Source organism: Pseudomonas sp. MYb118, assembly GCF_040947875.1.
GTDB lineage: Bacteria > Pseudomonadota > Gammaproteobacteria > Pseudomonadales > Pseudomonadaceae > Aquipseudomonas.
Genome location: NZ_JBFRXN010000003.1, coordinates 219,928 through 242,524, shown reverse-complemented (window position 1 = coordinate 242,524; position 22,597 = coordinate 219,928). Strand labels below are relative to the sequence as shown.

At 62.5% G+C, this 22,597-nt stretch carries 21 protein-coding genes; 15 read left to right on the top strand and 6 right to left on the bottom strand.

Features of this window, described 5'->3' with window-relative positions:
* Nucleotides 1-110: 110 nt before the first annotated feature.
* Entirely contained in the window at nt 111-1,316 is a 1,206-nt protein-coding gene (locus tag ABVN20_RS22510; RefSeq protein WP_368557948.1) for an NAD(P)/FAD-dependent oxidoreductase, read from the top strand.
* A 183-nt stretch (nt 1,317-1,499) separates the two neighbouring features.
* Here the strand turns inward: ABVN20_RS22510 and ABVN20_RS22505 are convergent, their stop codons facing one another.
* Complete coding sequence (locus tag ABVN20_RS22505) at nt 1,500-1,985, bottom strand: MarR family winged helix-turn-helix transcriptional regulator (protein WP_368557947.1); 486 nt, start codon at nt 1,983-1,985, stop codon at nt 1,500-1,502.
* Nucleotides 1,986-2,128: 143 nt separating this feature from the next.
* Between ABVN20_RS22505 and ABVN20_RS22500 the strand changes: the two genes are divergently transcribed.
* The 4 genes from ABVN20_RS22500 (at nt 2,129) to ABVN20_RS22485 (ending at nt 5,454) form a co-directional block, all read left to right on the top strand.
* Nucleotides 2,129-3,187 (top strand): alkene reductase, encoded by a 1,059-nt coding sequence (locus tag ABVN20_RS22500; RefSeq protein ID WP_368557946.1) that lies wholly within the window; start codon nt 2,129-2,131, stop codon nt 3,185-3,187.
* Between the two features lie 93 nt (nt 3,188-3,280).
* Nucleotides 3,281-4,105, top strand: a complete 825-nt coding sequence (locus ABVN20_RS22495; RefSeq protein WP_368557945.1) for an SDR family oxidoreductase — start codon at nt 3,281-3,283, stop codon at nt 4,103-4,105.
* 213 nt (nt 4,106-4,318) lie between these two features.
* Complete coding sequence (locus tag ABVN20_RS22490) at nt 4,319-4,540, top strand: cbb3-type cytochrome c oxidase subunit 3 (protein WP_368557944.1); 222 nt, start codon at nt 4,319-4,321, stop codon at nt 4,538-4,540.
* Nucleotides 4,541-4,800: 260 nt separating this feature from the next.
* The gene (locus ABVN20_RS22485; protein WP_368558699.1) at nt 4,801-5,454 is read left to right on the top strand and encodes a cysteine hydrolase; all 654 of its coding nucleotides are present in this window, start codon (nt 4,801-4,803) and stop codon (nt 5,452-5,454) included.
* Nucleotides 5,455-5,472: 18 nt separating this feature from the next.
* Here the strand turns inward: ABVN20_RS22485 and ABVN20_RS22480 are convergent, their stop codons facing one another.
* Together ABVN20_RS22480 and ABVN20_RS22475 are read right to left on the bottom strand one after the other, a co-directional pair.
* Nucleotides 5,473-8,379, bottom strand: a complete 2,907-nt coding sequence (locus ABVN20_RS22480) for a winged helix-turn-helix domain-containing protein (RefSeq protein WP_368557943.1) — start codon at nt 8,377-8,379, stop codon at nt 5,473-5,475.
* Between the two features lie 138 nt (nt 8,380-8,517).
* On the bottom strand, nt 8,518-9,222 hold the full coding sequence (locus ABVN20_RS22475; RefSeq protein WP_368557942.1) for a Crp/Fnr family transcriptional regulator: 705 nt from the start codon (nt 9,220-9,222) through the stop codon (nt 8,518-8,520).
* A gap of 69 nt (nt 9,223-9,291) precedes the next feature.
* Here ABVN20_RS22475 and ABVN20_RS22470 point away from each other — a divergent pair, with 69 nt between their 5' ends.
* The 7 genes from ABVN20_RS22470 to ABVN20_RS22440 all read left to right on the top strand — a co-directional run bounded on the left by ABVN20_RS22470 (nt 9,292) and on the right by ABVN20_RS22440 (nt 15,196).
* A complete protein-coding gene (locus ABVN20_RS22470; protein WP_368557941.1) occupies nt 9,292-10,260 on the top strand; it encodes an ABC transporter substrate-binding protein in 969 nt (322 codons plus the stop codon).
* Nucleotides 10,257-11,015 (top strand): ABC transporter permease, encoded by a 759-nt coding sequence (locus ABVN20_RS22465; RefSeq protein ID WP_368557940.1) that lies wholly within the window; start codon nt 10,257-10,259, stop codon nt 11,013-11,015. The genes ABVN20_RS22470 and ABVN20_RS22465 overlap by 4 nt, the downstream gene beginning before the upstream one ends.
* Nucleotides 11,008-11,655: an ABC transporter ATP-binding protein gene (locus ABVN20_RS22460; protein WP_368557939.1), complete on the top strand. Its 648-nt coding sequence runs from the start codon at nt 11,008-11,010 to the stop codon at nt 11,653-11,655. Before ABVN20_RS22465 ends, ABVN20_RS22460 begins: the two co-directional genes overlap by 8 nt.
* A gap of 51 nt (nt 11,656-11,706) precedes the next feature.
* The gene (locus ABVN20_RS22455) at nt 11,707-13,797 is read left to right on the top strand and encodes a TonB-dependent receptor family protein (RefSeq protein WP_368557938.1); all 2,091 of its coding nucleotides are present in this window, start codon (nt 11,707-11,709) and stop codon (nt 13,795-13,797) included.
* 13 nt (nt 13,798-13,810) lie between these two features.
* On the top strand, nt 13,811-14,311 hold the full coding sequence (locus tag ABVN20_RS22450) for a cupin domain-containing protein (protein ID WP_368557937.1): 501 nt from the start codon (nt 13,811-13,813) through the stop codon (nt 14,309-14,311).
* Between the two features lie 3 nt (nt 14,312-14,314).
* Nucleotides 14,315-15,031: a glutathione S-transferase family protein gene (locus ABVN20_RS22445; RefSeq protein WP_368557936.1), complete on the top strand. Its 717-nt coding sequence runs from the start codon at nt 14,315-14,317 to the stop codon at nt 15,029-15,031.
* Between the two features lie 90 nt (nt 15,032-15,121).
* Nucleotides 15,122-15,196 (top strand): hypothetical protein, encoded by a 75-nt coding sequence (locus tag ABVN20_RS22440; protein ID WP_368558698.1) that lies wholly within the window; start codon nt 15,122-15,124, stop codon nt 15,194-15,196.
* Between the two features lie 580 nt (nt 15,197-15,776).
* On the opposite strand, the gene ABVN20_RS22435 is transcribed toward ABVN20_RS22440, so the two are convergent.
* On the bottom strand, nt 15,777-16,697 hold the full coding sequence (locus ABVN20_RS22435; RefSeq protein ID WP_368557935.1) for an AraC family transcriptional regulator: 921 nt from the start codon (nt 16,695-16,697) through the stop codon (nt 15,777-15,779).
* A gap of 82 nt (nt 16,698-16,779) precedes the next feature.
* Here ABVN20_RS22435 and ABVN20_RS22430 point away from each other — a divergent pair, with 82 nt between their 5' ends.
* Complete coding sequence (locus ABVN20_RS22430) at nt 16,780-17,739, top strand: oxidoreductase (RefSeq protein ID WP_368557934.1); 960 nt, start codon at nt 16,780-16,782, stop codon at nt 17,737-17,739.
* 54 nt (nt 17,740-17,793) lie between these two features.
* Here ABVN20_RS22430 and ABVN20_RS22425 read toward each other — a convergent pair whose 3' ends face one another.
* On the bottom strand, nt 17,794-18,786 hold the full coding sequence (locus ABVN20_RS22425) for a cytochrome-c peroxidase (RefSeq protein WP_368557933.1): 993 nt from the start codon (nt 18,784-18,786) through the stop codon (nt 17,794-17,796).
* Between the two features lie 122 nt (nt 18,787-18,908).
* A complete protein-coding gene (locus ABVN20_RS22420; RefSeq protein ID WP_368557932.1) occupies nt 18,909-19,697 on the bottom strand; it encodes an IclR family transcriptional regulator in 789 nt (262 codons plus the stop codon).
* Between the two features lie 317 nt (nt 19,698-20,014).
* Here ABVN20_RS22420 and ABVN20_RS22415 point away from each other — a divergent pair, with 317 nt between their 5' ends.
* Entirely contained in the window at nt 20,015-21,385 is a 1,371-nt protein-coding gene (locus tag ABVN20_RS22415; RefSeq protein ID WP_368557931.1) for an aminotransferase, read from the top strand.
* Nucleotides 21,382-22,536 carry an ABC transporter ATP-binding protein gene (locus ABVN20_RS22410; RefSeq protein ID WP_368557930.1) on the top strand — a complete coding sequence of 385 codons (1,155 nt, stop codon included), beginning with the start codon at nt 21,382-21,384 and terminating at the stop codon, nt 22,534-22,536. Before ABVN20_RS22415 ends, ABVN20_RS22410 begins: the two co-directional genes overlap by 4 nt.
* The last annotated feature ends 61 nt before the right edge of the window (nt 22,537-22,597 follow it).

The window sequence follows — 22,597 nt, the reverse complement described above, 5'->3', positions numbered from 1 at the left end:
ACATAACCTGAAAGATGAAATCATCCGATCCAGACCATCGTCGGCAAGATCAGCAGTTTGCCCTAGTCAAGCTTTCCAATCAGCGCCCAACACACTACGGAAACTCAAATATGAAACAAAAAATCGTAATCATCGGGGCCGGCTTCGGCGGGATGTGGAGCGCCCTCAGCGCAATGCGCCTGCTCGATCAACAGAAGCGCCTGGACATCAGCGTCACCTTGCTTGCACCCCAGCCAGAACTGCGTGTGCGCCCGCGGTTTTATGAAACCGACCTGGCCAGCACCGTCGCTCCGCTCAGCCCATTGTTCGATGCCACAGGCGTGCACTTTGTGCAGGGTCACGCCACGCAGATTGATGCCGACGGCCAACGCGTCAGCTATCGCGACGCCACAGGTGGAGACGGCGAGCTGTACTTTGATCGTCTGATCCTGGCCTCGGGCAGCCAGGTAGCCCGCCCGCCTCTGGAGGGTATCGAGCGCTTCACCTTTGATGTCGATAGCCTGGAGTCGGCGCAGCGATTGGAAGCGCATCTGCAGCAACTGGCTCTGCAACCGCCAAGCGCTGCCCGCAACACGGTGGTCGTAGTCGGGGGTGGCTTTACCGGTATTGAAACCGCCACCGAGATGCCGGCACGCTTGCGAGCCATCCTTGGCGAGCAGGCCGAGGTCAGTGTGGTCGTGGTGGATATGGCCAAGCAGATTGGCGGAGCAATGGGCGAAGCAATTGCCAGCGTCGTTGCTGACGCAAGTACCCGTCTAGGGGTTACCTGGCGCCTTGGCAGTCCGGTTGCCAAAGTAGACGAAAACGGTGTGTTTCTCGCCGATGGCGAACGAATCGCTGCCCATACGGTGATCTTTGCCGTGGGGGTAAAAGCGTCACCGCTGACCCAGCAAATCGCTGGCGAACGCGACGCACATGGACGCCTGCACGTTGACCGTAACCTCAAGGTGATCGGCCAGGATGCCATCTACGCCACGGGCGACACCGCCTACGCGGCCGTGGACGACCAGGGCAACCACGCCCTGATGACCTGCCAGCACGCTATCGCCCTGGGCCGCTCCGCTGGCAACAACGCAGCAGCGGATCTGCTTGGCGTCGAGCCGATTGCCTATAGCCAGCCCAAGTACGTCACATGCCTGGATCTGGGCGGCTGGGGTGCGGTTTTCACCGAGGGCTGGGAACGTAAAGTGGTATTGACCGGCCAGGAAGGCAAGGCGTTGAAAGTTCAAATCAACACCCAGTGGATCTACCCTCCGGCGGCGGATCGGGAAATCGCTCTTCAGGCGGCCGATCCGTTGATTCCCGTCGTGGCCTGAAACCTCGGTCGCAATACGTAAGCCAGATGGATTAAGTCGCGCGACTGAACAGGACGGGACTGGCGTTGATGCGTCAATCCCGTTTCGACCCTGGACAGGGGGAGCGCTGCTCGGCGGATACGCGAACAACCTGGTCTATGCGTTTGCAACGGTGACAACCGTCTCGCCCGATTACGTGACTGACTAGACGTCGAGTGATTGCGTGAGCTTGCGCAGGAGGTCATCAAGTTGCGCGATTTCTTCCTCGGTCAACCCAGCCAACAGCCGACGCTGCGTGGCGACATGTTCCACGATGGCTTCGTCGATTCGCTTCAAGCCTTCCGGGGTCAAACCCACGATGGATTTGCGAGCATCGCTGGAGTCCGGGGTTCGACTGACCAGGCCGGCTTTTTCCAACTGGTCGATCCTGTTGGTCATCGTGCCGGAGGTGATCATCATCGAGGCAAGCAAATCGCCCGGAGACAATGCATAAGGTGGGCCTGATCGACGCAGCGCAGACAACACATCGAACCCGGCCATGTTCAAGCCCAGTGATGCAAATGTCTCCTCCACGACGATGTGAACGCGTTTGGTCGCCCGCGACAGACGACCAATCGTTCCCATGGTGGTCACGTCCAGATCAGGACGAGCCACGCGCCATTGCTCAATTACTTTATCTACTTGGTCCATTGGTCGATCCTACTGCGCATTTATCTTGACATCAAGATATATCGCTTTTACATTTTATCTCGACGTCAAGATAATGCTTGCGCGATCTTCTGAGGCAGCCGGGCATTCAATCCACCTTTGCTACAAACCAGAGGTTATTAAAGATGAATGATATTTTTTCCCGCGTTCGCCTGGGCGCCTACGCACTGCCAAACCGTTTGGTGATGGCCCCCATGACCCGCAGTCGCGCCACTCCCGAGGGTGTGCCAACCGACTTGATGGCTGAGTATTATGCCCAGCGCGCCACCATGGGGTTGATCGTGACTGAAGCCACGCAGCCATCCGACATAGGACAAGGCACTGTCGCCACTCCCGGTATCTACACCGATGCACACATTCAAGGCTGGCGCCGGGTCACTTCCGCCGTCCATGAAAAAGGTGGTCATCTCTTTATCCAGATCATGCACTCGGGTCGCATGTCCCATCCCGACAATGTACCGGGCCATCTGCAAGCATTGGCGCCATCCGCGATCGCGACCCAGCAGCAGATTCACACAGCAGACGGTTTGAAGGACATGCCCGTGCCGCGTGCCATGACGCTGGAAGACGTGCAGCAGACTATTGCCGACTTTCGTTACGCTGCCCGTTGTGCCATTGAAGCGGGGGCGGATGGCGTGGAAATTCACGCTGCAAACGGCTATCTGCTTCAACAGTTCTTTGCCCCAAACGCCAATACCCGCACTGACGTCTATGGCGGCTGCATTGAGAACCGTGCCCGCTTTGCCATCGAAGTGGCGAAGGCCGTGGTCGATGAAATCGGTGCTGACCGCATCGGTATCCGCATATCGCCTGGCGCCACGCTGGGTGGCTTGAACGAAGGCCCGGATGGCCCGGCGCTGTACCGTTATCTGACGGTAGAACTGAACAAACTCGGGCTGGCGTACCTGGATGTCATGCACTGGGGCGACTCCGCACTCTTGGCCGATCTGCGCACGCTTTGGCATCAGATTCTGATCCTCAATCGTCCTGGCCGCCTGCGTGAACAGGTGGGTGCCGATGTCGCTGCGGGCCTGGCTGATATGGAAGCCTATGGCGGTCAAGTGCTGGCCAATCCGGACTTCGTCAATCGCCTGAAAATCGGGGCAGCGATGAATGCCGCTGACAGCGCCACATTCTTTGGCGGCGGCTCGCAAGGCTACACCGACTACCCAACGCTGGCTTGACCGACGATGCCACACTCGGACCCATTACGAGAGCCACGGTGATCTGATGCCGTGGTTACGCCCACCACTACGCTGACTCAGGGGAAGATTCATATGTCTGGATATAAAAAGGCCGTTGTCTTCGGTGGTAACGGCATGATTGGCGCCAAGGTGGTCACCCGGCTGAAGGAGGCTGGCCTGGAGGTTATCGCAGCTTCACGACGGACCCACGTGGACATCACGACAGGTCGAGGCCTGGTGGAGATACTTCAGGGGGCGGATGTCGTGGTGGATGCGTCCGACGTGCCCAGCTTTGATCCAGAGACATTGAAGACTTTCTTCCGCGCCGCCGGTGAGCATATTTATGCGGCCGAGCTGGCCGCAGGCGTCAAGCATCACGTCACCCTTTCTATCGTCGGTGTGGACAGTGTCAGGGGTAACCCGTATTTCGATGCCAAACTGGGGCAGGAAGAAATGGCCAGGGCCTCAGGGGTTCCTTTCACACTCGCCAGGGCGACGCAATTTTTCGAGTTCCTGCCGACCATAGCCGCCGGCTTCACCAAAGGCGCCACGACCGGATTACCCGACGCACTGTTTCGCCCCATCGCTGCTGACGACGTGGCGACCGCACTGGCCGCCATCGCATTGGCCCCTCCCGTGAACGCCGCGGTTTCCATTGCGGGCCTGGAAGCGGCTTCCTTTGAGCGTTGGTTCAAGCGCTTTTTCGATCTGGTGCAGGACCCGCGCCAGGCAGAAACGGACCCGGCAGCCACCTACTTCGGTGCTCGACTGCAGCCATGTTCAATTGTTCCCGCCGCTCCAGACTACATCGGCGCCATGTGCCTGGAACATTGGGTGACGTCGCCGTCCGCACGCATGGCTTTGAGCGACGACCGACACGCGCATGCCACGGCGCAAATCAACAAACAGATTCAATGATGTTCTCTCCCGCCACTATCCCACAACTGCCCCACCACTGGCCGCCCAACCGTTCTGCACCGATGCCAACAACAACGATTTACAACTCTTAACGAGCACGCAATGACCAATGCCGTGACCATCCAATCAGTTGATGGGTGTTCACGATGAGCACCGTGATCAGTAACCCGGCCTGCAACCTGAGGCCAGATTGCCTGACATGAGGATCTTGAGATGTCCGAGGTTTTGTTGGGACTTCTGTTCGTCGCGAGCTTGTGGCTGACCATCGAGTGCTGCCTGACACGGGAGACGAACCAGAGCCTGGAAGAGGCCAGCCTGATCCCCTTCGCCGATGACCCGGAAGTGGCGCGGCGAGTGGAGCTGGCCACCGGCAAGGTCGTGAATGCGGTGGCGCCCGAGGAGGCGAAACCAGGCTGGGTCAACCTCGAGTTCTGATCTCACACAGGGCACGGAAATGTTTGAGATCCAGGCATCAGGGATCGCCCAAGCCAGGTAGTTTTTCGAATTCACAGCAGCTGAAACTGGAGAACACCATGTCCGACAAGCTCCGTCCCGTCAGTCGACGCGCCTTCGTGGCCGGCGCCATGGCCGCAACCGCGGCCACCGCACTCCCCGTTTTCGCAGCCGACAAGCCGACGGCCTCGAACCGGGAAAAGTACGCAGACCCCAAAGACCCGGCACTGCCCAAGTCGTCGATGAAGCTCGACATCACCCGCGCGGCGCTGGTGGTCATCGACCCGCAAATCGACTTCATGAGCGACAAGGGCAAGGCCTGGGCCGTCGTCGGTGAAAGCGTGACCGAGCAAAACCTGGTGCCGAACCTGCTGCGCCTGTTCAAGGCGGCGAAGTCGGCAGACATCACCGTGGCCATCTCGCCGCACTATTACTACCCCCATGATCACAAGTGGAAGGTTCAGGGCCCGGCCGAGCAGTTCCAGCACGACATCAAGATCTTCGACCGCCCCAGCGCCTTGAGCCTGGAAGGTTTCGTGGGATCGGGCAGTGATTTCATGCCCGAATTCAAACCTTACATCGAAGACAACAAGACCATTGTCTGCTCGCCCCACAAGCTGTACGGACCGCAGGTCAACGACCTGACCCTGCAGCTTCGTAAACAGCTGGTTTCCCAGGTCATCCTGGTCGGCATGCTGGCCAATCTTTGCGTCGAATCACACCTGCGCGACTTGCTCGAACAAGGCTTCGAAGTCGCCGTGGTCAGAGATGCCGTGGCCGGGCCGAAACTCCCGGAAGGCGATGGTTATGCATCGGCGCTGGTCAACTACCGTTTCATGGCCAATGCCTTGTGGACGACCGAAGAGACCGTCGCCATGCTGGGGGGAAAAGCCTGAGCGAACCGGCCTGATGACTCAATGCGTGCAACGCAGGTTGGATGACTCGGACTTCGCGCCTGGCAGTTGAAGCAATAGCTGCCAGGCGGTGCGCAAATCGACCGAATCGAAACCACCGCTGAATCGTTTATAAACGGCACCGAGCATGCTGCCCGCCTCTTCGTGGCGACCTTGCGCTGCGTACACCCGCGCCAGCGTGATGGCCGAACGCAGTTCCCAACCGAGGGCCGACTGACGCCGGGCGCAGTCAAGTGAGCGATGAAGAATCGACTCGGCACGTTGCAGATCCGGTTCCGCCCGCGTCGCCTGGATTTGCGCTGCCACGCGCAAGACTTCCGGGGTATCGAAGGTTTCCCCGGCGCTTTCGACCACCCGTTGTGCCTGACCGATCATGTCCTGGGCCTTGTCGAACTCTCCTTTCAACGCCAGCCCCTCGGCCAGGCTTTTCATGAACATGGTGCTGAGGATCTGATGGTTTTCCTCGGCCAGCACATCCAGGCACTCCTTGAGCAACGTCACCCCGGCATCCACGTTGCCTTGACGCATCAGCAGGATGCCCCGCAGCCCCATCGCCACGGCCTGATCGGGTTTGAGCGCATTTTTCCTGGCATTGAACGTCAGGTTGTCGATGGTTCGCTCGGCCATCGTCCAGTCTCCCACCCATAGAAACACCGTTGACACGTAGATCAGCGAAATGCATAGCGTCACCGGATGCTTGAGGTTCTGCGCCACCTCGAGCGCCTGGTGGGCGATCAGCACGGCGCGGTCCGGATCGCCGCGCAACCACAGGGTTCGGGCCAGGGACACCAATGCCCGAACCCGATGGTCGTAGCCGAAGTAAATGGCATCGCTCTCCGGCTGCGCCGCCACCATGCTCAAACCCGCCATGCACAACCGCTGAGCCCTGGCCTGCTGGCCGACCAGATGACAGGACACCCCGAGCATCCATTGCGTCATGGCAATGCCCGCGGCGTCGTTGATTCGAGCGCTGACCTCGCGGTTGCGGCGGGCGACCTTCAACGCGCTGTCGAAGTCCCCGGCACGGGTCAGGAAAATGTTCAATCCCGCCAGCAACCGCAATTGCCCAGGCGCATCGCCGAGCATTTCGGCCAGTTCCGTTCCCCGGATCAGGGCCCGGTGTACCACCGGCGTATTGCCCCGGCTGAACATCAGGGAAATGGCCAGCGCTTCCTGCAAGACCAACTCCTGAGCGTGGCTGCAAAAGCTGTGTTGCGCGGCCAGGGCCTGTTCGCTCCAGCGCTGGCACTCGTCCAGCATGGACAACCCCAGGAACAGCGGCACGCTGGCCACCGCCAGCCGGACACCGATCTTCTGGTCACCCTCCTCGGAAAACGACCACTCCAGCGCCGCTCGCAAATTGCCCAGGTGTTCGAGATAACGGTGAGTGTGCTCGTAGTCCAGGAAAGACACCGGTTTGTCACCCGGTCGCTCCAGCAGGAACACCTGAAACAACGCATGACGCTTCAACGTCGCATCGGCTTCGCCGCTCAGGCGCAGCTTTTCCAGGGCGTAGACCCGCGTGCTGTCCAGCAGGCGGTACCCCATCGAACGCGAGATGCATTCGGCCGAGACCAGGGATTTGGCCACCAACCGTCCGATCGCGTTGATCACGTCGACTTCATCCTCATCGGTGTCCAGCGCCACCTGCAAGGCGGTGTCGAGGGTGAAGCTGCCATGCAACACCGACAACCGGCGCATCACCAGCGCCTCGGTTTCCGACAGCAGGTTGTAACTCCAGTCGAGCAAGGCATACAGCGTCTGGTGCCTCGGCAGCGCCGTGCGCCGACCCCGCCAGTACAGGCGGAAACGGTTGTTCAACAATTCGGCGGTCCCCCGAATGCCATAGGCATCGACCCGCCCGGCACCCAGTTCGATGGCCAGTGCCACGCCGTCGAGCTTGCGGCAGATGTGCGCGACGATCGGCGCATCGCTGTCATCGAGAATGAACTGGTTGCCACTGCTGGACGCACGCTCGACGAACAATTGCACGGCCGGGTACGCCAGCGCACTCTGCGCCGACAGGTTGCCCTGCTCCGGCGGGCAACCCAGCGGCCCCAGGCGATAGGCATACTCGCCTTCGGCGAGCAACGGTTCTCGGCTGGTGGCCAGGATGTGCACCCGGGAGGTGCCGAGAAACAGTTTTTCTGCCAGGGCGGCCGTCGCGTCGATCAGGTGCTCGCAATTGTCGAGGACCAGTAGCAAGCGCCTGCTCTGCAACAGCATCACCAGCTCACGCCCGACATCGTTGACATTGCCCAGCACGCCGAAGGCCGAAGCCAGCGTCCCTTCCAGCAGCGAAGGGTCGGTCACCGACCCCAGATCGAAGAAATGCAGTTGTCCTTCGAAGTGATCCGACAGCGAATGCGCCACCGCCACCGCGACGGTGGTCTTGCCCATGCCGCCCGGCCCGATAAGGGTTACCAGACGCTGCTTTTTCAGGTGCTCGCTCAGGGCGGCCACCGTGTCGTCACGCCCCACCATGCGCATCAGCTGCGGCGGCAGGTGCTCGGTCGGCCAGAGGAACGCACGCTCGGTCTCATGGGCGGTGACAGAATCGGGCACGCCGACCGTGGCGACAAAACTGTAACCACGCCCAGGAACGTTGACCACGTAACGTGATTCGGTGCCATCGGAAGACAGCTTTCTGCGCAATGCCGAAATATGCACCCGCAGACTGCTCTCTTCAACGATGACATCCTGCCAGACGCACTTGATCAGCTCGGCATTACTGACCACCTTGCCGGCGTTGGCGGCCAGCACCATGAGAATATCCAGGGCACGGCTGCCGATCTCGACGGGTACGCCGTCTTTCAGCAAGAGCCGTTGGGCCGGGAACAGCTTGAAACATCCAAAAACAATTTCGCTTGAAGAGACGTCCTCAGAAACCGGAAATTGACTGGGCATGATTCAGATTCCTGCACGGAGTCGTTGGGCGGCTGAACGTTGACAGCAAGTTGACCGAGTAAAGACTCTAGCAAATGTGCCCGAACAGGCACCTCGACCTGGCAAATATTCCTTGAGTGACGCCTGGGATCGACCTGTTCAGCGGCTCGGCAGTTGCCCGATCAGGCGCAGGCGGTCCAGATCCAGCAGGGTGATTTTGTTGCCACGGCCACTCACCAGCTCCTGTCGCCGCCAGTTCGCCAATACGCGGCTCAGGGTCTCGCCACGCATGCCGAGGTTGGCCGCCAACTGCCCGATTTTCAGTGGCAGTTCCAGGGCCGTTTCGTTCTGGGTCGCATGCAGGCCCAACAGGTATTCGGCAACCCGGCGCGGGCAATCGGTGGTGGCCAGCGAATAACTCTTGATCAGGCTCTGGCGCAGCATCTCGCTGGTATAGCGCAGGCAGGCCAGGGACAGCGGTCCGTCCTGATGGCAGGCTTCGAGCAACGACTTGCGCGACAACCAATAACCTTTCAGCGGGCCGGTAGCCATGGCGCTGGCCGGGTAGCAGCCGTGCTCCATGAACATCACCGGCAGTGCGACCAGGCTACCGGCGCTGAAATGATTGCGTACATATTCCTCGCCCTGTTCGGTGTAACACACCAGACAGACTTCACCGCTCTCGATGAACAGACAACGGGTCGCCGAATCCCCCTGGTCGTACAGCCGATTGCCGCGCTCGGCGCTGCACGGCATGGCGTGGTCGGCCAGCAGTTGTCGCGATGTTTCGTTGGCCAGCCCCAACAACGGATGGGCTTGCAGTAAATCCGGCAGTGGCTGATGACCGTTTCTGACTTTTGTCATTTTCATCCAGTGGCAAGCAGGCAAATAATGCAAACGATAATACATATCGTTAATTGCGAGTACGTCACCATGCGGCAGTTTTTTCTCAGCCTCTTACTGTTTGCCAGCCTCACGGCGGTGGCGGAGCCGGAGCGTGCCGTACTCAATCTGGCCGGCCCGCCCTCGGTGGTCAGCTTTCCGCTGTTCCGTCTGATCGAGCAGAACGCCCTGGCTGCCCAGGCACGCGAGGTGCGTTTTCAGCTCTGGCAGAACGGCGAGCAACTGCGGGCATTGCTGGTGGCGGGCCAGGTCGATTTCAGCGCCGCGCCGAGCACCGTGCCGGCCAATCTGTACAACCGAGGGCAAGCTGTGCGCCTGCTGACGGTATCGGCGTGGGGCGTGCATTGGCTGGTCAGCCGTGATCCGAACGTGCGCGACTTCAGCGACCTGCGCGGCAAGGAACTGGTGGTGCCGCTGCGTCATGACATGCCCGGCATCGTCGTCGATCGCCTGCTCGCGGCCCAGGGCTGGAAGGCCGGGCGCGAAGTGAGCATCCGCTCCGCGCGAGACTTCCCGTCAGCGGTCAACCAGCTGCTGTCCGGCCAGGCCGATCATGCCCTGCTGGTGGAACCGTCGGTGTCCGTGCTGCTGGAACGCAATGCGCGCCAACCCGGCGCGGCCCCCTTGTACCGGGTCAAGAGCCTGCAAGCGCTGTGGGCGGACAGCTTCCCCGAGCAGGCGCAACTGCCCCAGGCCGGGCTGATGGCGTCCGGCGCCGTGGTCAGCGACAAGGCGCTGCTGGCCAGTGTTGCCCAGGCGTATCAGGATGCGAGCCAGTGGTGCCAACAGCAACAACGCGCCTGCGCCGAACTGGCGCACCGTTACCTGCCCCACCTGTCCATCGAGGCCCTGGAACAGTCGATTGCCCATAGCCCGCTCGACCCGCGGCCAGCCAACCAGGTGCACGCGCAGTTGCAGGCGTTCTATCAATTACTGTTCAGCCAGGCCCCCGAACTGATCGGTGGACGGTTGCCCGACGCGGGGTTGTACGCGCCATGAGCCACACATCCAAACGCTGGGCGCTGCTCGGTACGGTGCTGCTGTTGGCTGGCTGGTGGTTGCTGGCATGGCGCTTCGGCTCATTGCTGGCTGCGACGCCGATGGTGGCGGTCGAACGCCTGTGGCAGCTCATGCAGGACAGCCAGTGGCGGGCCCAGTTAGGCATCAGCCTGCTGCGCATTCTGATCGGTATCGGCGGCGCCACCCTCCTCGGCTTCGGCCTGGGTCTGCTGGCCGGCCTCGATGGGCGGGTTCGCGGTTTGCTCGAGCCGCTGCGCTGGGTGCTGATGGCTACGCCACCCGTGGTGGTCGTGGTGCTGGCAATGATGTGGTTCGGCATGGGCAGCGCCATGGTGATTTTCATGACCACCGTGGTCCTGGCGCCGGGTGTATACGTCAACACCGTACGCGGCATGGCGCTGCTCGACCCGCAATTGCTGGCGATGGCGCGGGTGTACCGCTTCGGTTTCGTCCTGCGCTTGCGTCATCTGTACATCCCGGCGTTGGCCGGACCGTTGTGCGCGGCCCTGCTGATCGCCGGTGCCTCGGGCATTCGCATCGTGGTGATGGCCGAAGTGCTCGGTGCCCAGGAAGGCATCGGCTTTGCCCTGGCCAATGCCCAGAGCGCGTTCGACAGCGGCACCTTGTACGCCTGGGTTCTACTGGTCCTGCTGCTGGTGGCGCTGCTCGAATTCGCGCTGCTGCAACCCCTGCAACGGCGCCTGAGCGCATGGAATCGGGTGCCCCATGATTGAAGCCCGCGAAATCGCCGTCCGGTATGGGCAGACGACCGTGCTGCACAACCTGTCGCTGTGCCTCAAGCCGGGCGAACGCATTGGTCTGGTCGGCGCCAGTGGCAGCGGTAAAAGCACCTTGCTGCGCCTGGCCTGCGGCCTGCAAACGGTCGATCAGGGCACGTGGCACAACAGCTTCGAGCACATCGCGATTGCCTTCCAGCAACCGACCTTGCTGCCGTGGCGCAACGCCCTGGATAACCTGGTGATCCCGCTGCTCGCACGTGGCCTGGAACCGGCGCAGGCGCAGCAGCAAGCACGGCAGTGGCTGGCCCGTGTCGGCTTGAGCGACAGCGCCACGCGCTGGCCGGCGCAGTTATCCGGTGGCATGGCGCAACGTCTGGGCCTGGCGCGTGCGTTATCGGTCGAGCCTGATCTGTTGCTGCTCGATGAGCCCTTCAGCGCCCTTGATCCGACGCTGCGCCAGACCCTGGCCGAGCTCTGCCAGCAATGGCTGGCCGCCCGCGGCGCGGCGTTGATATGCGTCAGCCACCACCCCCAGGAACTGGCGCCGCTGGTGCAGCGACGCCTGGTATTGATCGACGGCCAGGGACATTGGCAGGACGCCCACGGCCAGCCGCTGGAGGCGCTGCCACCCTGACCGGCAACGCCATCCAGACACCCCCAATCTGCTCGCTATCGAGAGAACAGCATGACCGATTACTTCTCCCGCGCGACGGCCATGGTCGCCGCGCTAGGCTTCGCTTTGCCCGTCGGATACACCCAGGCCGACGACAGCGTGGTCAACCTGCCCGTCATCGACATCACAGGCCGCGCACAACCCCGTGACGTGCTGGCCCCGAGCGCCGAACAGGAAACGGCCCGCCTGGCCACTGTGCCCGGCGGCACCAATTTCGCCCAGCCGACCCGCGAAACCCGTCTCGGCAGCCTGCGTGACGCCCTCGGCTACCAGCCGGGGATCGTCATCCAGGATTTCTCCGGCGGCATCGACCAGCCACGATTCAACATTCGCGGCTCGGGCATCCAGAGCAACCCGATCAGCCGTGGCGTGCTGTTGCTGGAGGACGGCCTGCCGGTCAACGACGCCGACGGTTCATTCATCATCGGCTTGCTGGAGCCGCGCAACAGCGCCTGGGTCAGCGCCCTGCGCGGTGGCAATGCTCAGAATCCGGCCGCTTCGGCACTGGGGGGCGAGGTCAATTTCCGCACCCTCACCGGCCGCGATGAAAACGGTGCGCTGCGTCTGGAAGGTGGCAGCTTCGGTCGTCTTGGCTGGCAAGCCGCGCTGGGTGGCGCCCAGGATCAACTGGACGGCCGCATCAGCGTCACCGGTGACGACTACGACGGCTTCCGCCATCACTCGCAGTCGCAACGCCGCACGTTCAGCAGCAACGTCGGCCTGCGCACCGACAGCGGTTTCGAGAACCGCACCTACCTGTCCTGGGCCGATCTGGATTTCGATATTCCATTCGTGGTGCCCGGCAGCCGCATCGACAGCGATCCGGACGGCGTCATGGGCGATGGCAACACGCCGCAGGACCGCCAGTTGAACGTGTATGCCCGCGACCCCAGTCGCCATATCGAACGCACGCGCCTGGTCAACCGCAGCAGTTGGACCCAGGGAGAGCTGAACCACACACTCGGCGTCTACTACCAGACCACCAACGACGGGTTCAAAAACCTGTTGGTCGATACCCCGAGTAAAACCGATACCGTCGGTGCGCAATGGGCACTGGATGGCAGCGTCGGCGACCTCGACTACCGCTTCGCCACCGGCGTGGACCACAGCGATATCGACCGTTCGTTCTACGCTGTTTCGCCGGTCAATGGCTCACGCCTGAGCCACTTTGGCGACTATGAACTGGAAGCCCGCAACCTGTTTTCCAACCTCGAGCTGACCTGGAACATCGACGCCGAGTGGTCGCTGCTGGCCGGCTTGCGCTACACCGACAGCCAGCGTGACGCCAAGGAAAAAAACACGGGCAATCGGCTAGACCAGGATTGGGACTGGCTGGCGCCCAAGATTGGTGTCAACTGGCGGCCCAACGAGCAAATCCGCTGGTACGCCACCCTCAGCACCCAACGGGAAGTGCCGACGTTCTGGGAGATCGTCACCAGCGAGGTCAATGCCGCCAACGCGAACATCACCAGCACCGACCTGCTCAAGTTGCGCGCGCAAAAAGCCCGCACCTTCGAGGTCGGTGTGCAAGGCAACGTGCATCCGCTGCTGAACTGGGACATCACGGTCTACCGCTCGGAAATCGAAGACGAACTGATCGCCACCACCGATGCCTCGGGGGTGCGTACCGGCACTTACAACTACGCCGATCGCACGCGTCATCAGGGCGTGGAGCTGGGCCTGCATGGCAACGACGACCATTACAGCTACCGGCTGGCCTGGACTTACAGCGATTTCCGCTTCGTCGACGGCGAACTGGACGGCAATCGCATCGCCGGTGTGCCGCGTCACATGGTCAACGCCGAATTGATGCGCAAATTCGGCCGCTGGCAGGTGGGTGGCAACGTCTACTGGTTGCCCGATGGCTCGCCGGTGGACCACGTCAATACGCCGGGCCTGGAGCAAAACAGCTACGCCCTGTTCGGCCTCAAGGCGATTTATGAAATGGACGACCACTGGACCTTCAACCTGCAGGGCGACAACCTCGGCGACCGCCGCTACGCCAGCTCCTATGTCACCCGTTTGCAGGCCACCGCCGCGCAACCAACGTTCACCGCCGGTAACGGACGCAGCGTTTCCGCTGGCGTGTCGTATCGCTTCTGACCTGGAGTGCCCCATGCCTCAATCAATACTTCACGATGCTTCGGCGAGCTGGCAACGCCCGGCCGGGATGTCCCTGGCCGAGTGGATGAACAGCCGCGTGGCCCTGCGTGACGAGCGTCATGCCGACTGGCAGACCTTCGCCCACCAGGCCCGCAAGCAGCCGGAACACGCCCGTGCGCAGATCCGCTATATCGCTGCGGGCAACCAGCCGGGCTCGGTCACGCCGGGCAATTTCGTCTTCCTCAACGTGGTCCTGCCGCCGGGCCACAGCAGCCCCTCACATCGCCACGAAGATGCCGAAGAGGTGTTTTTCATCCTCCAGGGGCGGGTCAGGATCGTCGTGCGCAGTGGCGAGGAAACGTTTGAACAGGAGCTCGGGCCCTGGGACCTGTTCTCCGTGCCGCCCGGTCTCTACCGCCAGGAAATCAATGTCGGCGCCGATGACGCGGTGATGTGCGTCGTGCTCGGCACCCATCAGCCCCTTCCCCCTGTCATGCAATCCAGCGAGGCGTAATTCATGTCGCAACACACCGATTTCACGTTATACGGCGCCGGCAGTTCCACGGTCATGAAAGTGGCGTTGATGCTCGAAGAGCTCGACTTCGATTACCGCTTCGAGCACGTACGTATTTTTCGTGGAGAACAGTTCAGCCCCACTTTCCTTGCACTCAACCCCAACGGACGGGTGCCGGTGCTGATCGACCATCGCCATGGCAGGACGCTGTTCGAGTCCGGGGCGATCCTGATCTACCTGGCCGAGCAATCGGGTCGCTTTCTGCCACCGAGCGGTGATGCGCGTTACGAGGTGCTGCAATGGCTGATGCTGGAAGTCAGCGGCCTGAGCCCGACCTTCGGCCAGCATCTGCACTTCACGCGTTTCGAACCACAGGCCAGTGATTACGCCCGCGAACGCTACACCAGCCAGGCGATCCGCCTGATGGATGTCTTTGAGCAACGCTTGCAGCAACGCGAATACCTGTGTGCCGATCAATACAGCATTGCCGACATGGCCGCCTTTGCCTGGCTGGTACGCCTGGATGGCCTGCAGCTGCCCAGCGCCGGCCGACCCAATCTCGCCCGCTGGTGCGCCGCCATTGCCGCGCGCCCGGCAGCGAGGCGTATGGAGCAACTGGCGCGCAACGTTCGCGAGGAAGCCGCGCAGCACCGCAGCCAGGCGAGCGCCGATGACCTGGATCACTTGTTTGGGCGCGGGCAGTACCTGCGCAGTCGCTGAAGGCTCGACCGGTCGCTGCGGATTTTTTGCAGCGATCGGTTGAGGCCCGCTTTTGCCGGGGGTTGGCTCAATGCCTGGGCGCTGTCCTGGGTGTTGCTGTTGCCGGTGGTTGTGCTGGCCGCACCGGTGATTCGACGCGTGGTGCGGCGGATGACGGTGGGGTGAATGACTTGCGGGTGATTGACCAGATACATCGCCATTGCGAGCTCGCTCCTACAGGGGTCATTGGCCGGTCGCGGGATTTGTGGCCAACGCTAAACACTGTGGGAGCGAGCCTGCTCGCGATGGCGGTGTATCTGCCACAACTTCATCGACTGACACTCTGCCATCGCGAGCAAGCTCGCTCCTACAGGGGACATTGGCCGGTCGCAGAATTTGTGGTCAACGCTAAACACTGTGGGAGCGGGCTTGCTCGCGATGGCGGTGTATCTGCCACAACTTCATCGACTGACACACTGCCATCGCGAGCAAGCTCGCTCCTACAGGGGGCATCGGGTGGTCGCGGAATTTGTGGTCAACGCTAAACACTGTGGGAGCGGGCTTGCTCGCGATGGCGGTTTATCTGCCACCACTTTATCGACTGACACACTGCCATCGCGAGCAAGCTCGCTCCTACAGGGGACATTGGCCGGTCGCAGAGTTTGTGGTCAACGCTAAATACTGTGGGAGCGAGCCTGCTCGCGATGGCGGTTTATCTGCCACAACTTCATCGACTGACACACTGCAATCGCGAGCGAGCTCGCTCCTACAGGGAGCCCGTGCGGCGATATCGGCCGGGGGATGTGCCGTGAACGCGGCGGAAGGCCACGCCGAACGCGGCGTCGGATAAGTAGCCCAGTGAAGCCGCCACCGCTGACACGCTCTCACTGCCCTTCTGCAACCGCGACGCGGCCACGCGCATGCGCCAGTGCGCGGCGTATTCGACAGGTGCCTGCCCGACCTGCGCCTTGAATCTTGCAGCAAAACTCGAACGGGACAGGCAGGCAATGTCTGCCAGTTCAACCAGTCGCCAGGGCTTTTCCGGTTGTCGGTGAATCGCGCCCAGCACTGCGGCGATCGCCGGGTCGCGAAGCCCTCCGAGCCAGCTCAGGTTATCCAGGGTCGCCGTGGAAATGTGATACCGCAACGCGTGGACAAAGATCATCCGCAGCAGATCATTGCACACCGAAAACCCTCCCACCTGCGCCGATTGCCACTCGCGGTCGAGCTCATCCAGCAGCCAGGCGAACGAGGAAGCACCCGCAGCCCTGGCCGGAATGACAAAAGCCGCTGGCAGCAGGTCGATCAACTCGACGGCCCCCGGCCGCTCCACGCAGACGCTGCCCCCGAGCAACTCCACATCATCGCCCACGCCCATCGTCGCCGACGCGCCCTCATGGGAAAACACCACGGCCGCATCGACGGCCTCAACCTCCGGCGAGCTGGCCAGCACGAACGGCGTACGCGATACGACAAAACAATCGCCTGCAACCAGGCGCTGCGCAGGCCCATGCTCGGTCAGCAGCCAACACTCGCCCCGTCGCACCACATTGAATTTCAACTCGATGGGACGAAACCGCAACGCCCACACGCCACCGGCCTGCAAACGCACCGAGCACGCGGCGCGCAAGCCCGTCATGGCGAGCACGTCGGACAAGGGATCGGAAGCCACACTCTGGATGATCACGATAGAAACCCGGATGTTCTGACCTGTTTTGTCCAGCGATAGTAACCAAAAATGACAAGTCTCGATACCCGGAGGACACCCCATGCAGACGCCACAACACCCCATTCGTTCGCCCTTCAGCGCCGCCAGCACCGCAGCCGAGGTCATGGCTGGCGTGGACTTGACTGGCCACTTCGCCATCGTCACCGGCGGCCACTCCGGCCTTGGCCTGGTCACCGCGAAAAGCCTCGCCGCCGCGGGTGCAACCGTCATCGTACCGGCCAGGGATCCACACAGAGCCCGTGAAGCATTGGCCGGCATCGGGCAGATCGAAGTGCACCCCATGGACCTCATGCAGCCGGATTCCATCGAAGCCTTTGCCCGCCGCATCCAGGGCAAGCTGATCTCCCTGCTGATCAACTGCGCAGGCATCATGGCCGCGCCCCTGCAGCGCGATGCCCAAGGCCACGAAAGCCAATTCGCTACCAACCACTTGGGGCACTACCGCCTGACCTGCGCCCTGTGGCCTGCTCTCGTTGCCGGTAAAGCTCGGGTGATCGCCGTGTCATCCCGTGGGCATCAGATCGCCGGGGTCGATTTCGACGACATCGACTTCTTGCAGCGCCCCTACGACAAATGGGTCGCCTACGGCCAGTCCAAAACAGCCAACGCGCTGTTCGCCATGGCCCTGGATCGGCGCGGCAGCCACCACGGCGTGCGTGCCTTCTCCCTGCATCCCGGCCAGATCCTGACGGACCTCGCCCGTCACTTGAGTACCGAGGAAATTGCCGCGTTCGATGTGTACGACGACCAGGGTAACCCCAGGGTCGACCCCGAATCGGGCCTTAAGACCCTCCAGCAAGGGGCAGCGACCGGCCTGTGGTGCGCGACCAGCCAGGATCTGACAGGCCACGGTGGCGTTTACTGTGAGGACTGCAATGTCGCGCCCATCAATGCCTCGGAACTGGGGCGCAAGGGTGTCGCGCAGTGGGCAGCCGATCCGGAGCTGGCCGAGCGTCTCTGGCAGGTTTCCCGGGAGTGGACGGGACTGGATGTGGGCTGACGCCGCATCCCGCAATCAAAAAAAACCGCAGCGTCCTGCTGCGGTTTTTGTGGTTCAGTTAAACGGCGCCGGCCGCGGCGTCTGCCGGGATGACGGCGGCAGGATCGGCAGTTTGAAACTCGGCTGCTCGCCCGTCAGGGTATCGAGGAAGGCGACGATCTGGCTGACTTCGTCACTGCTCAACTTGCGCCCCAGTTGCAGCCGCGACATCACGTCCACCGCGTCTTCCAGGTTCCAGTAGGCGCCGTCGTGGAAGTACGGATAGGTCAGCGCGACGTTGCGTAGGGTCGGCACCTTGAACTTCATCCGGTCGGCATCCTTGCCGGTCAAACCGGCCACGCCCTGGGCGGGGTTCTGGGTGGCATAGGGTTCGACCATGCCCATTTTCTGGAACGAACCGCCGCCCACGGCTTCACCGTTATGGCAAGCCACGCAACCGATGCTTTTGAACAGTTGATAGCCTTGCACGGCCGCCGGACTGATCGCCTTTTTGTCGCCTTTCAACCAACGGTCGAACGGCGCATTGGGCGTGACCAGGGTTTCCTCGAACGCCGCAATGGCGTTGGTGACGTCATCGAACTTGATCCCATCGTCGCCATAGACCTTCTTGAACGACGCCCGGTATTGCGGGATGGAACGCAGCACATCCACCGCCAGGTCATGGGTGAACCCCATCTCGCCGGGGTTGGCGATCGGTCCGCCCGCCTGCTCCTGCAGGTTGGCCGCGCGACCGTCCCAGAACTGCGCAATGCTCATGCTCGAATTGAGCACCGTCGGCGAGTTGATCGGCCCCTGGTGCCAGTTGTGCCCCACCGAGGTCGGCAGGTTGTCGCTGCCGCCCATGCTCAGGTTGTGGCAGGAGTTGCAGGAAATGAAACCGGACTTGGACAGGCGCGGATCGAAGAACAACTGCTTGCCCAGCTCGACCTTGTTCACGTCGGTTATCTTCGCCGGCTGCACCGGCAGGATCGGCTCGCTCGAGCCGGCATTGGCCCACGCGCTGCTCCCCAGCATCACTCCTAACGTCAGTATCAACGGTCTGTACATGGCGGACTCCCCTCAGGCTTATAGTTTGAGTCCACCATGTGCCCGAACAGCAGCCGCCGACATGACCTGGGTCAGTCCAGCAGGCTGCCGGCCTGCGACGTGCGGCCGCGGCAGCCAATGCCTCAATCAGTCAAAAACTCACCCTTGAACCCCAGGTTCCACGAAGCCCGCAGCGCCGCCATCTTCAACGCCCGCACCTGGTTCGGGTCGATATCCCGACAAATGTGCTGCACCGTCGCCACCAGCGCGAGGGTGCCGATCAGTTCGCCGTTGATGCCCAGGATCGGCGCGGCCAGGGCCGACACGCCCAGGGTTTCTTCCTCCAGCGCCGCGGCCCAACCCTGGCTGCGTGCCTCGCTGACCTGGCGCTGCAACACCTTGGGGTCGGTGACGGTGTACGAGGTGATGGCCGCCAGCCCAGAGGCCAGGGCCTGCTCGACATTCAACTGGCGGGAGAACGCCATGGCGACCTTGCCCTGGGCGTTGCAATGCAGCTGCAGCTCGGTGCCGGTGCGCACGCCGATTTCCAGCGACGACTTGCCCAGTTGCGTATCGACCACCACCAGGCGTCGCCCTTGCAGGGCCGACAGCACCACGGTCAGGCCGAGCTCTTCACGCAGGTCGCGAATGGCATCGGTGGATGCGCTGAGCAAGTCGATACCGTTGGCCGCCACCCGCCCGAGCACGAACGCCTGGATGCCCAGGCGATAACGCGAGGTCTGCGGGTTCTGCGTCAGGTAGCCGCGCTCGACCAGGGTTTTCAGGTGGCGGAACACCGACCCCTTGGTGGTGTTCAACTGGTTTGCCAGTTCGCTGACCCCCATCTCGCCGTCGGCGGCGGCCACGCGCTCGAGCACATCGAACGCCAGTTGCACCGACCTGACGCCACCCTTCCCGGTTTCTTCACTCATTGTTCTTGTCTCCCTTTCGTGCTCGCCGTTCGCACAGGCGAAACAACGCAATGCCGCGAATATCGCTCAGGCTGGTGCTGCTGACAAGCGGTAAAAACCCTGCCCTGGTCACACCCCAGCAGGCCCTTGATAGCGAACCTCTTGATTCAAAACGGAAAAAGCTGACGAAAGAAAAACCCACCAACGACCCGGTCTTTTCTGCGAAACAGTTTTTCTATCAGCGAAACAAAAAACATTTGACGACCATCCCGATAGCTCGTAAAAATGAAACCACGTTCCGCATACGCTTACGAATTTTAACAAGAGGAAGTACGCCCATGAATGCCCAAGGCTCGGCACTGGCCCAGCGTGATGTCGCCTATCACCTTCACCCCCAGACCAACCTGCGCCTGCACGAGCAAGTCGGCCCGCTGGTGATCGAGCGTGGCGAAGGCATCTACGTGTTCGACGAAAACGGTCAGCGCTACATCGAGGGCATGTCCGGGCTCTGGTGCGCGACCCTGGGCTTCAGCCAGCCGCGCCTGGCCGAGGCCGCCCATGCGCAGATGCTCAAGCTGCCCTACCAGCAGACCTTCGCCCACCGCAGCCACGGCCCGGCCGCCGACCTTGCCGCCGAGCTGATCGCCCACGCTCCCAAGGGGCTGGACAAGGTGGTGTTCCAGAGCTCGGGCTCGGAGGCGGTCGATACCGCGATCAAGTTCGTGCGCTACTACCACACCGCCATCGGCAAGCCGGGCAAGCATCGGCTGATCGCGCGCCAGCGCAGCTACCACGGCACCACCCTCGCCGCCGCCAGCCTCACCGGCTTGCCGAACATGCACAAAGGCTGGGGCGAGCCGCTGGCCGATGTGATCCACGTGCGCTGTCCGCACCTGTACCGCCAGGGCGAGCCCGGGGAAACCGAAGAAGCCTTCGCCACACGTCTGGCCGAGGAGCTTGAGCAGACCATCCTGCAAGCCGGCCCCGAGACCATCGGCGCGTTCTTCGCCGAGCCGGTCATGGGCACGGGCGGCGTGATCGTGCCGCCGGCCGGGTACTTCGCCAAGGTCCAGGCGGTGCTGCGCAAGTACGACATCCTGATGATCGCCGACGAAGTCATCTGCGGTTTTGGCCGTACCGGTCATTACTGGGGCTGTGATGCCGTGGGTATCGAGCCCGACATGCTGACCTGCGCCAAGGGCCTGTCGGCAGCGTTCCAACCGATCTCCGCGTTGCTGGTCAGCGACCGCATCTACCAGGCCATCGCCGACCAGAGCCAGGCCCTTGGCGGTCTCGGCCATGGCTACACCTACGGCGGTCACCCGGTGGCAGCGGCCGTGGCCCTGGAAACCCTGCGCCTGTACGACGAGCTGGACATCGTCGCCCATGTCCGCGAAGTGGCCCCGGCGTTCCAGGCCGGCCTGCGTGCGCTGGCCGACCACCCGCTGGTGGGCGAGGTACGCGGCATCGGTCTGATGGCCGCTTTGGAATTCGTCGCCGACAAGCACAGCCGCCAGCCCTTTGCTGCCGAGTTGAAGATCGCCCAGCAGGTCAGCAACGTGCTGCAACGCAACGGCATCCTCCTGCGCGCACTGGGCGACACGTTGGTGATGGCGCCGCCGCTGATCGTCGATGCCGACCAGATCCAGACTATTCTCAAGGCAGTGGCCCAGGCTCTGGATGAAGTCCTTGCAGGTGTGCGGCCATGATCGCCCAGTCCTTGCGCCCACAGCCCGAGGTCGCCATGCCGCAACCGCAGGACCCTGTCGCCGCCCCGGCCAGCGCCGCCACCGTGGTGCGTTTCGACGGGGTGTACAAAACCTACGATGAGCGCAACTGGGTGGTCGACAACCTCGACCTCGACATTCGCCAGGGCGAGTTCCTGTCGCTGCTCGGACCCAGTGGCTCGGGCAAGACCACCACGCTGATGATGCTGGCCGGCTTCGACGCGCCGGACCGCGGGCGCATCCTCATGGATGGCCAGGACATCAGCGCCCTGCCCGCCTACAAGCGCGACATGGGCGTGGTGTTCCAGAGCTACGCGCTGTTCCCGCACATGAGCGTGGCGCAGAACGTGGCGTTCCCATTGAACCTGCGCAAGGTGCCGGCCGCCGAGGCCCGCACGCGGGTCAGCGAAGCGCTGGCACTGGCCCGCCTGGAAGGTTTCGAAGACCGTCGCCCCGGGCAGTTGTCCGGCGGGCAGCAGCAACGGGTCGCGCTGGCCCGGGCGCTGGTCTATCGCCCGCGCATCCTGCTGATGGACGAACCGCTGGGCGCCCTCGACAAGGCGCTGCGCGAACACATGCAGCTGGAACTCAAGGCCATCCACAAACAACTGGGCATCACCTTCGTCTACGTCACCCATGACCAGGACGAAGCCATGACCATGTCCGACCGGGTGGCGGTGTTCAACGAAGGCAAGATCGCTCAAATCGACGCGCCGCACCTGCTCTACACACGGCCTTCGACCCGCTTCGTCGCCAACTTCCTGGGCGAGACCAACCTGCTCGAAGGCACGGTGCTCACTCGCACCGCCAGCCACGCCCAGGTCCGCCTGGAAGAAGACGGCAGCGTGCATCAGGCCTGCTGCGCCGACGCAAGCCTGGCCCCCGGTGATCGCGCGGCATTGGCGATTCGCCCGGAGAACCTGCGCCTGGCCGCACCCGGCGAACCTGCGCTCAACGTGCAGGTGATCGACAGCATTTTCCACGGTGCCCACAGCCGCCTGCGCCTGCGCATGGCCCGGGGTGCGCAACTGTCGATGACCTGCAACCCGGCCAGTCTCGGTCGCACGCCCCCGCAACCCGGCGAAAGCCTGGCCCTGGCCGTGCCGACCGAGCAGGCCATGGTGCTGCGCTGACCCTTTGCAAGATCCACTACAACAAGAACGCTTCGGCTCGAACTGCATCACTGCCAACCAA

Excerpts from the sequence above, each read along its gene's own strand:
- ABVN20_RS22470 (WP_368557941.1), top strand. The coding sequence starts at position 9,292 with ATGCGGCAGTTTTTTCTCAGCCTCTTACTGTTTGCCAGCCTCACGGCG.
- ABVN20_RS22415 (WP_368557931.1), top strand. The coding sequence starts at position 20,015 with ATGAATGCCCAAGGCTCGGCACTGGCCCAGCGTGATGTCGCCTATCAC.
- ABVN20_RS22425 (WP_368557933.1), bottom strand. The coding sequence starts at position 18,786 with ATGTACAGACCGTTGATACTGACGTTAGGAGTGATGCTGGGGAGCAGC.
- ABVN20_RS22495 (WP_368557945.1), top strand. The coding sequence starts at position 3,281 with ATGTCTGGATATAAAAAGGCCGTTGTCTTCGGTGGTAACGGCATGATT.
- ABVN20_RS22445 (WP_368557936.1), top strand. The coding sequence starts at position 14,315 with ATGTCGCAACACACCGATTTCACGTTATACGGCGCCGGCAGTTCCACG.
- ABVN20_RS22460 (WP_368557939.1), top strand. The coding sequence starts at position 11,008 with ATGATTGAAGCCCGCGAAATCGCCGTCCGGTATGGGCAGACGACCGTG.
- ABVN20_RS22505 (WP_368557947.1), bottom strand. The coding sequence starts at position 1,985 with ATGGACCAAGTAGATAAAGTAATTGAGCAATGGCGCGTGGCTCGTCCT.
- ABVN20_RS22480 (WP_368557943.1), bottom strand. The coding sequence starts at position 8,379 with ATGCCCAGTCAATTTCCGGTTTCTGAGGACGTCTCTTCAAGCGAAATT.
- ABVN20_RS22420 (WP_368557932.1), bottom strand. The coding sequence starts at position 19,697 with ATGAGTGAAGAAACCGGGAAGGGTGGCGTCAGGTCGGTGCAACTGGCG.
- ABVN20_RS22475 (WP_368557942.1), bottom strand. The coding sequence starts at position 9,222 with ATGACAAAAGTCAGAAACGGTCATCAGCCACTGCCGGATTTACTGCAA.
- ABVN20_RS22465 (WP_368557940.1), top strand. The coding sequence starts at position 10,257 with ATGAGCCACACATCCAAACGCTGGGCGCTGCTCGGTACGGTGCTGCTG.
- ABVN20_RS22485 (WP_368558699.1), top strand. The coding sequence starts at position 4,801 with ATGAAGCTCGACATCACCCGCGCGGCGCTGGTGGTCATCGACCCGCAA.
- ABVN20_RS22510 (WP_368557948.1), top strand. The coding sequence starts at position 111 with ATGAAACAAAAAATCGTAATCATCGGGGCCGGCTTCGGCGGGATGTGG.
- ABVN20_RS22455 (WP_368557938.1), top strand. The coding sequence starts at position 11,707 with ATGACCGATTACTTCTCCCGCGCGACGGCCATGGTCGCCGCGCTAGGC.
- ABVN20_RS22500 (WP_368557946.1), top strand. The coding sequence starts at position 2,129 with ATGAATGATATTTTTTCCCGCGTTCGCCTGGGCGCCTACGCACTGCCA.
- ABVN20_RS22450 (WP_368557937.1), top strand. The coding sequence starts at position 13,811 with ATGCCTCAATCAATACTTCACGATGCTTCGGCGAGCTGGCAACGCCCG.
- ABVN20_RS22430 (WP_368557934.1), top strand. The coding sequence starts at position 16,780 with ATGCAGACGCCACAACACCCCATTCGTTCGCCCTTCAGCGCCGCCAGC.
- ABVN20_RS22490 (WP_368557944.1), top strand. The coding sequence starts at position 4,319 with ATGTCCGAGGTTTTGTTGGGACTTCTGTTCGTCGCGAGCTTGTGGCTG.
- ABVN20_RS22410 (WP_368557930.1), top strand. The coding sequence starts at position 21,382 with ATGATCGCCCAGTCCTTGCGCCCACAGCCCGAGGTCGCCATGCCGCAA.